Source organism: Bacilli bacterium (genome assembly GCA_036381315.1).
Taxonomy (GTDB): domain Bacteria; phylum Bacillota; class Bacilli; order Paenibacillales; family KCTC-25726; genus DASVDB01.
Genome location: DASVDB010000160.1, coordinates 34,929 through 47,479, shown reverse-complemented (window position 1 = coordinate 47,479; position 12,551 = coordinate 34,929). Strand labels below are relative to the sequence as shown.

Sequence of the window (12,551 nt, the reverse complement as noted above, 5' to 3'; positions counted from 1 at the left end):
ATCGGCAACGCTCCTTCCAACATTCATCGATGCTCTTTTTATTATAACGGATTGAAAAAAATGCTGCATTACACACCACTTTTTTCTTTAACAATATTGCATTTTCGGAAAATGTGTGGCAAACTTGATGTCATGTCAAGTGTATTGACAGAATCATCGGTTCAAGTTCAAAATTTCACATCGAAGGGGAGGACATATCTTGCAGCGTTCCAAAATGTTCTGGGGCATCCTGATAGCCCTGATCGTTGCGTTGGCATACATTGTTCCGTACACGGCGTTAACCGATACGCACGCTTGGTACGGCAGCTTTTTGTGGTGGGGGTTGACTGCGCTTTTCACCATAATCATCAATTTTATCGTCACGAGAGATTGGAGCAGATAATATGAGCACAACGCTGGTTTGGACGGGTCTGGCAATCTTTATCGTTATATCATTGATTACCGCATTTTTGTCCCGGCAAGGCAAACAAAACAACATGGACGCGTTTTTCGTCGGCAATCGCCGGATGAACGGTCTGGTTTCGGCGTTAAGTTACAGTTCGACTACTTACAGCGCTTTTATGATGGTCGGTTTGGCCGGGTTGACTTATAAAGGCGGCGTCGGCGCACTCGGCTTTGAAATCATTTATTTTACCGGCGTTTCGCTGGTCGCGTTGTTTGGCCCGCGTTTTTGGCTGGTGGGCAAAAAGTTCGGCTATATCACCCCGTCGGAAATGATAGGTGACCGCTATCAAAGCAAAACGAGCGCCGCCGTCATTTCCTTATTCAGTTGTCTTTTTCTCATTCCCTACAGCGCCGTGCAGTTAATGGGCGTCGGTTATTTGCTGGAGGGGATCACCAACCACGCGATTCCATTTTTAACCGGCGTTATAATCGCCACCTTGCTGGCCATCATTTTCTCCAATATAGCAGGCATTCGTTCCGTCATGTGGACGGACTCGCTGCAAGCGCTCATCATGATTGTCACTTCCACGATTGTGGTGCTCCTGGTCATCAGCAAATTGGGCGGTTTCGGGACGTTTTTCCATACGTTGCAAACACAGCATCCCGAAATGCTGGCCGTGCCCGGCAACGGATATTTCAACATCTTCACGTTCCTTGGGCTGACGATCCCGTGGTTTTTCTTCAGCCTTTCGAATCCGCAAGTCAGCCAACGCCTGTTCATGCCGACGTCGCTGAAAGCGATGCGGCGGATGCTGCTCGGCTTTCTTGTTTTCGGCTTTATCTACACGTTTGTTTCCATCCTGTGGGGCTTTTCCGCATTGATTAAATTCCCCGGCCTCGACAACGCCGATTTGGCGACGCCGCAGCTTTTGTCGTCGGATCTTGTGCCGCCGGTGCTGGGCGTGATCGTCATGATCGGAATTTTGGCGGCGGCTGTGTCCACAATCGAGTCAATTATTTTAACATTGTCGTCTTTGTTCTCACGCGACGTTTACGGCAATGTTTCACGGAAAGCCGATGACCGCAAGCAACTATTGGTCGGTAAAATCGTCATTCCGGTCATCGCGATCCTTGCCTTTATTTTTGCGACGTTGAATTTGAATATGATTGCCGTTTTGTCGGTCGCATCCTCGGCCGGATTGATCGTCGTCGTGCCTTCCATTGTCGGCGCCTTCTTCTGGCGGCGCGGGACGGCAGCGGGCACCATTGCGAGCGTCGTGATCGGCTCAGCATTCGTGCTGTACTTGCAATTTACCGGTTTGGTTCCGTGGAAATTGGGCGCGGGCATCTGGGGGCTGATCGTTTCCACCGTACTGTTCGTGGTTGTTAGCTTGCTGACGAAAGCACCGGAGCAAAAAGCCTATGCCTTTATTGACGAATTAAAAGAAGAACTGCGCTTAAGCCGAAAAAAAGCCTGACCGAAAAAAAAGCGAGAAAAAGCGTGGCGGGGAAGCAGCCGAAATGATACGGGGATTCCCCGCCATTTGCTTGTTGACGTTACAGTTCGCGCTTTTTGGCCTGTTCGACAATATATTCCGATGCGCGTTCGGCGAGCGCCATGACCGTATTGGTCGGATTGCCCGCGCCGGATGTCACGAAAATGCTCGCATCGCAAATAAACAAATTTTTGATATCGTGCGTTTGGCCGTAGCTGTTGACCACCGAATTGCCGGGGTCGTTCCCCATTCGGCAGCCGCCCATCAAATGCGCCGTATCCGGCACGACATATTCGGTTTTGCCGCCCGCCGCTTCCAGAATTTCGCTCATCTTTTTTACGGCGTGCGCGATTAGCCGCTTGTCGTTGTCGCCATAACTGAACGTAACTTGCGCCCGCGGCAAACCATACTCATCCTTCTCCGCTGCCAATGTAACCCGGTTTTCCGGGTTGGGCAGCACTTCCCCGACCAGCGTAACGCGCCCATACAGATTGTAATCCAACAGCGTCGACCGCAACTTGCCGCCCCAGACAGGGCCGCCTTCGGCTTTGGCGATGCCGGAGGCAAATTCCACCGGCCTTGCGCCATGCGCATGCAGCGTATAGCCGCGGACAAAATCGTTGCCTGCTTGCGTCCGGTAAAAATCCTGGGTTGTCGCCAGCACCGGTGTCCCTTTATACAGCCTTATCTCTTCGGCAAATTTGGCGTACACGTCATGGCTGCTGTGTGTCATGATGGCCCTGCCGACCCAGCCGCTTGAATTCGCCAATCCGTCGGGAAATTGCGGCGTCGCCGAATTTAGCAGCAAACGCGGCGTTTCGACCACAAACGCGGATAAAATGACGAGTTTGGCTTTTTGCTCATATTCTTTGCCTTGATGCACGAAGGTGACGCCGGTCGCCCTTCCCCGCTTATCCACGTTCACCCTGGTCACCATGCAATCGGCGAGCACTTCCGCGCCCGCTTTGATCGCTTGCGGGATATGCACGATTAACGTGCTGAATTTGGCGTTCGGCATGCAGCCCTGATTGCAGAATCCGCGGTTGATGCAAGGCGGCCGGCCGTCGAACGGCGCGGACAAAATTGCCAGCGGCGCTACAGATGAACGAATGCCCAATTTTTCGCAACCGCGCCGGAATATGTATGCATTCGGACTTAACGGATCCCGTTCCGGATATGGATACGGGCCATGGAATTCTCCCCAGGGAAAATGTTTGGGACCGGAAACGGCAATATCTTTTTCCACCTTGTCATAATAAGGTTCGAGGTCTTTGTAGGCAATCGGCCAATCGTCCGCCACCCCGTCCAATGTGCGCGCTTTGAAATCGGCGTCGTGAAACCGTAAAAATACGCCGGTAAAATGCACCGTTCCGCCGCCGATTCCGCGGCCGGAGTTGTTGTGCCCCATGGTGAGCGGGTTTTGCCCGGCTACGATGCGCGTATCCTGCCAGCCAAGATTTTTCATGGCCAATTCGTCGCTCGCAAAATCATGCTGCGGATCGCGAAACGGCCCGGCGTCCAGCACGACCACTTTCAGCCCCGCCACGCTCAAATTTTTCGCCAGCACGCCCCCGGCGGCGCCAGCGCCCACGATCACAGCATCGACTGTTTCTCCGCCGTATTTTCGCTTCATTGACTTTTCTTTGCCTCCCATGGATCCGTGATCCCAATTTCCATACGCACATAGCCGCGCGGATAAGCGGGGCCGCCATAGCCCATTTCCGACCATACGATGGGATGCGAACAATATGCCTCTACCGTCAGCCGCAATATTTTTTGCGCCCATTCCGCCTGGGGAAATTGCTCCCAAACGGACGCGTTTCCTTGATTGTGCAGCAACTTTTGGATCATTTCCGCGCGCTCCGAAACGGTTAACCCCGCTAATCGTTTATGCCATAAAGTTAACGCGTCTTCTTCAATCCGCTGCAAACCGCCGCGAATCAGCTCGGCGGCTTTTGGCACATTAAGCTTGCGCTCACTTTCGCCGGTTTTCGAGGTAATCGTTTCATCGACATGGCGAATCACATAATCGATCACCTCGGCCCGATAATCATCCACAAACAGCGGGCAAAGGTGTCTGAGCGTGTCCACTTCCTCTTGCGTCAACGCTTTTAATGGCGCCGGTTCCGTCCGCCCGACGACAATGGAGCGCGTATGGTCGTCCCATTCCGTTTGTTCTTTTAATACGTCGTATCCGGGATATCGGCTTTCTTGCGTCACCGGATGCGCCTCCCTTGGTTCCATATTTTACGGCAGCATATATGCGGCTATCAGCCCCAGCGCGCCCAACGCACCAAACAAAAGCGGCAATATGACCGGCGGTCCGATCAGGAAATTGCGCACCGACCAGCCGCCCACGCGAACGCGAACGCCTTGCGTATGCATGTAAAAACCGACGACTCCGGCAATGACGCCGACCCACATCAGCACGACAAATAACGAATGCAGCCAATCAACCCGGTAAAACACGTACGCCATCCCGCAAACAAAAAACAGCGGCGATGCCAGCACAGGCGCCCACATGATTTTGCGGTGAAAATTTTGCCGGTAATGAAACATGGTAACCTGGATGCCGATCAGCAAATAGGCCAAACTGACAAATAAGATGACGATTCGCTCCGTATTCCAACCGTCCCAATACATATCCCGCTCGCCTCGTTTCCGCAATATGTCATTTCACATTATTTCCCGCGCAAATAAAATCATGCACAAAAAAACCCCCCAAACCGGAGAGTTGGCGTGTGCCGAAACTGTCCGATATCGGGAGGCTTGGATGTTCGCAAGAAATGACAATCAGTCGCTGCACGAAGCGGGCGGCGGCGGACTGGATGCGCCTTCCACGGCGATCTTCTCCGACACCGAGTCGCGGATGACGGAGAACACCATTTGCAGCAAATAGTCCAGATCGTCTTGCGTCTGGCGGAACTGGTTGACAATCGGAATCGCGTCCAATTGCGCTTCCAATTCCTTGATTTCGCCGTCGATTTTCTCCACCATTTTCGGATTCTGAAAATGCTGAAAGGCGACGGCTTCCTTTTGCCTTTTTTTAATGAGCGCAATGAGGCTCTGCACTCGTTCGTTTTCCTTGATCAATTGTTCCGCTTTGCGGTACATCTGCACGTCTTCCGATTCGTAAATCATTTGCGCCAATTCTTTCGCCTTGGCCATGATGTCTTCTTTCACGACCAGGTCCCGCAAATTATACCGTTCGATTTCAAACGGCACGCCGTTGTTCATATGCTGGATTTCAGACATATTTTCCACCTCAATCACACGGCCGCAGCGGCATCGGTTGCCACCAATTCGCCTTTAATCACATATGATTGCGCTTCGGTGACCTTAACGCGGACAAATTCGCCGGCAAGCTGCTCCGGACCGGCAAAGTGAATCAGCTTGTTCGTGCGCGTTCTGCCGGACAGCATGTCGGGATTATTTTTGCTTGCGCCCTCGACCAGCACTTCCACTTCCGTGCCGATCAACTTTTCGTTGCTCTTGCGGCTTAAATCCGCGAGCAGCGCGTTCAATCGCTGAAGTCGCTCCTTCTTCTCGCTTTCCGGCACGTTATCCGGCATTTCCGACGCCGGCGTTCCTTCGCGTGGCGAGTAAATGAACGTAAACGCCGAATCGTAGCCGACTTCGGCCACAAGCGACATCGTATCCTCAAACTGCTCGGCGGTTTCGCCCGGGAAGCCGACAATAATATCCGTCGTCAGCGCCACATCGGGGATTGCCTGCCTGATTTTGCGGACGAGTTCCAGATAAGACTCCCGCGTATATTTGCGGCTCATCATTTTTAACACTTCATTGCTGCCCGACTGCACCGGCAAATGAATGTGCTCGACCAGATTGCCCCGCTTTGCCAACACTTCAATCAGGCGATCGTCAAAATCGCGTGGATGCGATGTGGTAAAACGGACGCGCGGGATGCCGATTTTGCGGATATCATCCATCAAATCCGGGAACCTGTAGTTGATGTCTGTGAAATCTTTGCCGTAAGCATTGACGTTTTGCCCGAGCAGCGTAATTTCCTTGAAACCCTGGCGCGCCAAGTCGCGCACTTCGTTGATCACGTCCTCCGGACGACGGCTGCGTTCCTTGCCGCGCGTATACGGTACGATACAATATGTGCAAAATTTGTCGCAGCCAAACATGATGTTGACCCATGCTTTCAAGCCGGTGCGCTTCTTTGGCAGGTTTTCGACAATGTCGCCTTCCTTGGACCAAACTTCGACGACGACTTCCTTGCTGTACACCGCGTTGCGCAACAACTGCGGCAGCCGGTGAATGTTGTGCGTGCCGAAAACAAGATCGACAAATGAATGTTTTTGCAGGATGCGGTGCACAACAGCTTCTTCCTGCGGCATGCAGCCGCATACGCCCAGCACAAGCGAAGGTTTTTCCATCTTCAAGGGTTTTAGATGCCCGAGTTCGCCGAATACTTTATCTTCGGCATTTTCGCGCACGGCGCACGTATTCAACAGAATGATGTCGGCTTCCTGCTTGTCTTCCGTTTCCGTATAGCCCATCATCTCCAGGATGCCCTTCATCGTTTCCGTATCATGCTCGTTCATTTGGCATCCGTATGTGCGTATCAAATACTTTCGGCCGGCGCCGAACATTTTCATATCTTCAGGAATGGCAAAATCATATGAAAAACGAATCTTCTCTTTGCCCCGCCGTTTGGCGGCGAAAAGAGAAGGCGGTTGAAAGTTGGCAGACGGTTTGCCGGAAAACGTTTGGTTGTTGTCCATCTCAACCTTCCTTTCCCTTTGAAAATCGCGAAAATGAAACATTCATTCGTTTATTATATCATTTTTCAAGCGATCATTTCAAAAGGGAATTTTGCGCATCAATCCAAAATAGTCGCCGTATCGCCGGTTTTGACGCCGGCTGCGTTCGCCTCATCCGTATCGATGTGCATATCCAGCGCAAATTGCGGTGAGACGCGGGCCACCACATTTTCAAAAATAAGCGAACGTTCGCCGGACACTTTCACGCGCAGCAGCTGCCCATCCCGAATATGAAGCCGCGCCGCATCGTCAGTGTGAAAATGAATATGCCGCGCCGCGACAATGACGCCTTCTTCGATTGTTAGTTCGCCTTTCGGTCCCACGATGCGAATGCCCGGCGTTCCCGCGATATTCCCGGATAGCCGCACCGGGGCGTCCACGCCCAGGAAAAAGGCGTCCGTGCGCGAAATCTCCAACTGCGTTAACGACCTGGCCGGACCCAGGATTCTTACCTTCGCAAATTGGCCTTTCGGCCCGATCACCGCCACCGTTTCCTCGGCGGCATATTGGCCCGGTTGGGATAACGGCTTCAATTCATGCAGTTCGTAATGGTCTCCGAACAATTGGCGGATATGCTCAGCGGATAAATGAATATGGCGCGCCGAAACGCCTATCGGTACGTTGCGCATAGTTCGCACCAACCTCTCTGAATGGTTTTCTCCGAGCAACATTATATCGGTAAAACGAGATAAGCACGTGACGTTGGTCACATGCTCACCAAAAATTCATTTTTATTTTCTGAATGCGCGAGAGGTTTTAAACAAACTCTTTAACGAGCTTGTTGAATTCCTCTTCGGTTAATTGGATGTTTTGTTTCACCAATGGCTCTTCGCGGTAACCGTTCAGCAGATCCTGATAGCTTTTTCTTTCTTTGTCCTGATAAAGCAGGCCGGTCACGAGACCGTTTGTTTCAATCAATTTGTTCAACGCCATCTTGCGGTCGGACGGATCGTAATCCGGGAATCCGTTGACGTCAACAATATGCTCCTTGAACCAATCGTATGTGTTCACTTTGTTGAACGTGACGCAAGGGCTGAACACATTGACGATGGAAAAACCTTTATGGTGGATAGCCGCTTCGATCAGTTCGGTCAGTTGTTTTAAGTTGCTGGAGAACGATTGCGCCACAAACGTCGCTCCGGCTGAAAGCGCCAATTCAAGCGGCATGAGCGCTTGTTCGACCGATCCCGTCGGGGTGCTCTTGGTAACGAACCCGGCCGCGCTGCGCGGCGAAGTTTGCCCTTTGGTCAACCCGTAAATCTGGTTATCCATAATAATATAAGTAATATCGATATTGCGGCGGATTGCGTGAATCGTATGGGCCATTCCGATGGCAAAACCGTCGCCGTCGCCGCCGGAGGCGATTACCGTCAAATCGCGGTTGGCCATTTTCAAGCCTTGCGCAATCGGCAACGCCCGGCCGTGAATGGCGTGAAAGCCGTAGCAATTCACATAACCGGAAATGCGCCCCGAACATCCGATCCCGGAAATGATCGCCAGTTGTTCCGGCTCCAGCCCTACGTTTGCGCAAGCTCTTTGGATAGCGGCCTGCACGGAATAGTCGCCGCAACCCGGGCACCAGTTCGGTTTCACATTATTGCGGAAATCTTTATAGGTCGCCATTATTTTACACCTCTTTTGCATTCTTTTTCGATTTCCGAAGGCAGGAAGGGCGTTCCGTCATATTTCAGGAAACTTTGTATTTTATCCGCAAAGCCCGCATGCAGTTTGATCTGGGCAGCCAATTGCGCGGTAATGTTGTTTTCAACCACGATTATTTTTTTCGCCTTTTCCAGGTATGGCGTGATTTCCTCGGTCGGGAACGGATGGATGAGCCGCACCGTGATATGATTGGTGCGAATTCCTTCTTTGGCCAGTCGGTCGCGCGCCTCGTCGATCGTGCCGCCCGTCGAATTCATGCCGATTAAGAGAAGGTCGGGTTCTTCATGCGGCGCGTCCACCAGAATCGGGTTTGTGATTTTGACATGCTTGAGTTTGCGCATCCGTTTTTCCATCATCAATTTGCGGTTGGCCGCTTTCTCCGACGGACGGCCTTCCTCGTCGTGCTCGACCCCGGTCACATGGTGCAAGCCGCCTTTTTCGCCGGGCAGAACGCGCGGGGAAATTCCCGTTTCCGTAAACTGATAGCGTTTGAACAATTTGTCATCGGTAAGCGGCGGCAAATTGGATACGAGATTGCCGCGGTCGATTACAACTTTGCTGAAGTCAAGCTGCTCGGCTGTCTGTTTGCCCATTGCCAGTTGCAAATCCGTCATCACAATGACCGGGCATTGGAATTTTTCCGCCAGGTTGAACGCCTCAACCGTGTCGTAGAAACATTCCTCAATCGTGCTTGGCGCAATCACGATTTTCGGAATTTCCCCGTGCGTCCCGTAAATCAGGGCGTTCAGATCGCTTTGCTCCTGTTTGGTCGGCAATCCCGTGCTCGGTCCGCCGCGCTGCGCATCCACAATGACGACGGGCGTTTCCGTCATGCCGGCAAGCCCGATCGCTTCCATCATGAGGGACAGGCCGGGGCCGGATGAAGCCGTAAACGCCCGCACGCCGCCATAGTTCGCGCCGATCGCCATCGTTATCGCGGCGATTTCATCTTCGGTTTGAATGACCGCGCCGCCGAATTTCGGCAACTTTTTAATCATATATTCCATAATTTCCGATGCGGGCGTAATCGGATACGCCGACATAAATCGGCATCCTGCGGCAATGGCGCCAAGCCCTACCGCTTCGTTGCCGATCATGAACAATTTTTGTTTGCCGTCGGGCTGCTCCAGCCGGAATTCTTCCAACGGACCGCCGGCCTGATCCAGGATGAACTGCGCACCCCGCTTGACGGCTTCCACATTTTTTTCGACAATGACCGCGCCTTTTCTTCCATATACTTCCTCAACCGCTTTTGTAAACACTTCCAACGGCAGTCCTAAAATCGCCCAGGACGCACCGGATGCCGCCATGTTTTTGTACAGCGACGTGCCCAAATCTTCGGCGATTTGCGTAATCGGCACCGGGAACAGGCGTGCCTGCACGTTTTCCGGTACGGTCGGATTGAATTTCGCATCGGCAATAATAATGCCGCCCGGCCTTAACTCATGGGCATTGAAATCAATCGTTTCCTGGTCAAACGCAACCAAAATGTCCAGATCATCGGAAATCGAACGAATCGGCTTGGTGCTGATCCGAATCTTGTTGTTCGTATGTCCTCCTTTAATCCGCGAGGAAAAATGCCGGTACCCGTACAAATAATAGCCGAGCCGATTCAGCGAGGTGGAGAAAATGCGGTCTGTGCTTTCGACACCCTCGCCCTGTTGTCCTCCGATCTTCCACGACAATTGACTGATCACGTAAAGTCAGCTCCTTAAAATTGCGATAAATGCGCATAAAAAAAGGCAATAAAAAATACTTTTCATAGCTCTCTGTAAATCTTATGACTTAACGTGATAAAAATCAAGGGTTTTCGCAAAAAGCGTTGAATAACTATTTTCGATTGAAATAAGCTAATTTTTCGATAGATTCGCGGAATCGCCGCACGAAGGCAGATTGTTTTCGTAAAAACGGCGCCAGTTCCCATACAGAAAAGCTTCTACCTGCTCCTGATTAAAATATTTTGTCAAAGCGTTAGCCAGGCGCTGATAATCTCCGGCATGCCGCAAGCCTTCCGTCCATTCCGTGATGCCGTCAAAATCCGAGCCGAACCCGACATGATGTTCCCCGCCCATGGCGCAAATATGGTCGAGATGCAAAAGCAGCGTGCCGATTGTCGCTTGGTGCGATTCATGCAAAAAGTAAGGCACAAATGTCAGGCCAATGCGCCCGTCGCGCCTGATGATTTCTTTGATTTGCCGTTCATTCAGGTTGCGCGGATGCGCGCACAATTCGTAAACATTGGAGTGTGACGCGATAAATGGGCGCGCGTTGAGTTCCGCCACTTCCCAAAATCCGCGCTCGGTCAAATGCGACACATCCACAATAAGCTGCAACCGTTCACATTCCGCAATGAGCGCCCGTCCTTTTTGCGTCAAACCTCCCTGCCGCGTTTCCCGAACGCCGTCCGCCGCCCAATTGGCAAAATTCCAGGTTAGCCCGACAACGCGCAAACCAAGCCGATACAGCGTGCGCAAATACGCAAAATCGCCTTCCAATCCGCCCACGCCTTCAAGGCTTAACAATGCCCCGATCTCGCCTTTTTTTAACGCGGCAAGATCCTCCCGGCAGCGCAAAACCCGTATTTCCGGAAAGCTTGCCACCCGTTCGTAAAAGAGATCGGTCAAACGAATCAGCTTTCGAAAGGTGGGAACGCTTTGCTCTTCGGGCAAAAACAGGGCAAACGTCTGCACTTGAACATTGCCGCTGATCAAACGGGGCAATGCCGCATCCAATGCGGCGGCGTCGTCAAACGCCACATCCTGCTCGAACATTTTGCTCAACACATCGCAGTGCGCGTCAAATACCCTCATATCTAAAAAACCTCTTTCCAATTTAATTTCCACGCGAGAACGGAAAGCCACCCTGCCAGGCTCTAGCCTGAACAGTCGGCTTTCGGCGTCTGACAGAAGCCTGCGGCTTTAGCCGGTTGTCGTTTAGTTCATTAACGTATACACAAAAAACCTGTCTACATCGTAAACAGGCTCATACAAAACGTATATTGGCGGGCTTATACAACATTACCGCGGCTCAACGATTAATTTGATAGCAGTCCGATCTTCCCCGTCAATCTTTATATCTGTAAATGCCGGGATACAGATGAGGTCGACACCACTAGGCGCAACAAATCCTCTGGCGATCGCAACTGCTTTAATTGCTTGATTGAGAGCACCGGCGCCGATTGCCTGTAATTCTGCCGCTCCACGCTCGCGCAGAACGCCTGCAAGTGCCCCGGCTACGGAGTTTGGATTGGATTTTGCGGAAACTTTTAATACCTCCATGAACAGTACCTCCTCGGGAAAGATGGATGATTTCCACTACAGATAACTATTCGCGGAACCCGTAAAAAATTCCTGCTTTCCCGGAGCGAAGTTTCAAAATATTTAGAAAGATCAAAAACATTTTATTCCATAATCAATTCATTTTCCCTAAAGCGAATGAGCGAAACGGAGTTTGCTTTGCCCGTTGTCCGGTCCGCGGAAATCAATAAAGCGTGGAATTGCCATTTGCCGTCGTCGACCTGAAACCGCATGGGCAGCTGGGTCAAAAACTTCTGAATGACAGCATCTTTTTCCATGCCCAGCACGCCTTCAAATGATCCAACCATCCCGACGTCCGTCACATAGGCCGACCCATTCGGCAGCACGCATTCGTCATGCGTCTGCACATGCGTGTGCGTACCTACCACCGCGGTAACGCGGCCGTCCAAATACCAGCCCATGGCAATTTTCTCGGATGTTGCTTCGGCGTGAAAATCGACCAAAATCAGTTTATGCTTTTTGCGCAAATCGGCGAGCAATTGATCCGCGGTGCGGAACGGGCAATCAATGGCGGGAAGGAACGTTCTTCCCTGCAAATTGACGACCGCCAACTCCTCGTTTTCCGAGCGCACGACCGTCACGCCCGTTCCCGGCACCCCCGGCGGATAATTGGCCGGACGCACCATGCGCTTTTCCCGATCGATAAAGGCGAAAATTTCTTTGTTGTCCCACGTATGATTGCCCATCGTCAGGCAGTGGATGCCGGCTTCGAACAATTCGTTGGCGATTTTCCCCGTAATGCCGCGCCCATGCGCGGCATTTTCCGCATTCGCAATAATAAAGGCGGGAGCGAATTTGCGTTTCAGCACCGGCAAAACCTGCAGAACCGCTCTGCGGCCAGCCGCCCCCACGATATCGCCGATAAACAGGATGTTAATGTTTACTACCTCCCAAGTACCTTA

Annotated in this window: 13 protein-coding genes; 2 read left to right on the top strand and 11 right to left on the bottom strand. The window is 51.9% G+C overall.

Annotation, left to right across the window (positions count from 1 at the left end; translation table 11 throughout):
- The first annotated feature begins 199 nt into the window (after nt 1–199).
- Both VF260_11980 and VF260_11975 read left to right on the top strand, forming a co-directional pair.
- The gene (locus tag VF260_11980) at nt 200–382 is read left to right on the top strand and encodes a hypothetical protein (protein HEX7057896.1); all 183 of its coding nucleotides are present in this window, start codon (nt 200–202) and stop codon (nt 380–382) included.
- Between the two features lies 1 nt (nt 383).
- Complete coding sequence (locus tag VF260_11975) at nt 384–1,862, top strand: sodium:solute symporter family protein (protein ID HEX7057895.1); 1,479 nt, start codon at nt 384–386, stop codon at nt 1,860–1,862.
- A 79-nt stretch (nt 1,863–1,941) separates the two neighbouring features.
- Here VF260_11975 and VF260_11970 read toward each other — a convergent pair whose 3' ends face one another.
- From VF260_11970 to VF260_11920, 11 genes are all read right to left on the bottom strand, one after another.
- Nucleotides 1,942–3,534, bottom strand: coding sequence for a GMC family oxidoreductase (locus tag VF260_11970; protein ID HEX7057894.1), 1,593 nt, complete (start codon nt 3,532–3,534; stop codon nt 1,942–1,944).
- Entirely contained in the window at nt 3,510–4,100 is a 591-nt protein-coding gene (locus VF260_11965) for a gluconate 2-dehydrogenase subunit 3 family protein (protein ID HEX7057893.1), read from the bottom strand. Before VF260_11965 ends, VF260_11970 begins: the two co-directional genes overlap by 25 nt.
- 27 nt (nt 4,101–4,127) lie before the next feature.
- Nucleotides 4,128–4,523: a hypothetical protein gene (locus VF260_11960; protein HEX7057892.1), complete on the bottom strand. Its 396-nt coding sequence runs from the start codon at nt 4,521–4,523 to the stop codon at nt 4,128–4,130.
- 150 nt (nt 4,524–4,673) lie between these two features.
- Nucleotides 4,674–5,135, bottom strand: a complete 462-nt coding sequence (locus VF260_11955) for a YlbF family regulator (GenBank protein ID HEX7057891.1) — start codon at nt 5,133–5,135, stop codon at nt 4,674–4,676.
- Nucleotides 5,136–5,149: 14 nt separating this feature from the next.
- A complete protein-coding gene (miaB, locus tag VF260_11950) occupies nt 5,150–6,631 on the bottom strand; it encodes a tRNA (N6-isopentenyl adenosine(37)-C2)-methylthiotransferase MiaB (GenBank protein HEX7057890.1) in 1,482 nt (493 codons plus the stop codon).
- Between the two features lie 98 nt (nt 6,632–6,729).
- On the bottom strand, nt 6,730–7,299 hold the full coding sequence (locus VF260_11945; protein ID HEX7057889.1) for a phosphate propanoyltransferase: 570 nt from the start codon (nt 7,297–7,299) through the stop codon (nt 6,730–6,732).
- 127 nt (nt 7,300–7,426) lie between these two features.
- Nucleotides 7,427–8,293 carry a 2-oxoacid:ferredoxin oxidoreductase subunit beta gene (locus tag VF260_11940; GenBank protein ID HEX7057888.1) on the bottom strand — a complete coding sequence of 289 codons (867 nt, stop codon included), beginning with the start codon at nt 8,291–8,293 and terminating at the stop codon, nt 7,427–7,429.
- Nucleotides 8,293–10,029, bottom strand: a complete 1,737-nt coding sequence (locus VF260_11935) for a 2-oxoacid:acceptor oxidoreductase subunit alpha (GenBank protein HEX7057887.1) — start codon at nt 10,027–10,029, stop codon at nt 8,293–8,295. Before VF260_11935 ends, VF260_11940 begins: the two co-directional genes overlap by 1 nt.
- A 153-nt stretch (nt 10,030–10,182) precedes the next feature.
- On the bottom strand, nt 10,183–11,142 hold the full coding sequence (locus VF260_11930; protein ID HEX7057886.1) for a dipeptidase: 960 nt from the start codon (nt 11,140–11,142) through the stop codon (nt 10,183–10,185).
- Nucleotides 11,143–11,349: 207 nt separating this feature from the next.
- Nucleotides 11,350–11,610, bottom strand: coding sequence for a stage V sporulation protein S (locus VF260_11925; protein ID HEX7057885.1), 261 nt, complete (start codon nt 11,608–11,610; stop codon nt 11,350–11,352).
- Between the two features lie 122 nt (nt 11,611–11,732).
- The gene (locus VF260_11920; GenBank protein ID HEX7057884.1) at nt 11,733–12,527 is read right to left on the bottom strand and encodes a TIGR00282 family metallophosphoesterase; all 795 of its coding nucleotides are present in this window, start codon (nt 12,525–12,527) and stop codon (nt 11,733–11,735) included.
- Nucleotides 12,528–12,551 lie beyond the last annotated feature (24 nt).

Excerpts from the sequence above, each read along its gene's own strand:
- VF260_11975 (HEX7057895.1), top strand. The coding sequence starts at position 384 with ATGAGCACAACGCTGGTTTGGACGGGTCTGGCAATCTTTATCGTTATA.
- VF260_11970 (HEX7057894.1), bottom strand. The coding sequence starts at position 3,534 with ATGGGAGGCAAAGAAAAGTCAATGAAGCGAAAATACGGCGGAGAAACA.
- VF260_11960 (HEX7057892.1), bottom strand. The coding sequence starts at position 4,523 with ATGTATTGGGACGGTTGGAATACGGAGCGAATCGTCATCTTATTTGTC.
- VF260_11955 (HEX7057891.1), bottom strand. The coding sequence starts at position 5,135 with ATGTCTGAAATCCAGCATATGAACAACGGCGTGCCGTTTGAAATCGAA.
- miaB (HEX7057890.1), bottom strand. The coding sequence starts at position 6,631 with ATGGACAACAACCAAACGTTTTCCGGCAAACCGTCTGCCAACTTTCAA.
- VF260_11945 (HEX7057889.1), bottom strand. The coding sequence starts at position 7,299 with ATGCGCAACGTACCGATAGGCGTTTCGGCGCGCCATATTCATTTATCC.
- VF260_11940 (HEX7057888.1), bottom strand. The coding sequence starts at position 8,293 with ATGGCGACCTATAAAGATTTCCGCAATAATGTGAAACCGAACTGGTGC.
- VF260_11930 (HEX7057886.1), bottom strand. The coding sequence starts at position 11,142 with ATGAGGGTATTTGACGCGCACTGCGATGTGTTGAGCAAAATGTTCGAG.
- VF260_11925 (HEX7057885.1), bottom strand. The coding sequence starts at position 11,610 with ATGGAGGTATTAAAAGTTTCCGCAAAATCCAATCCAAACTCCGTAGCC.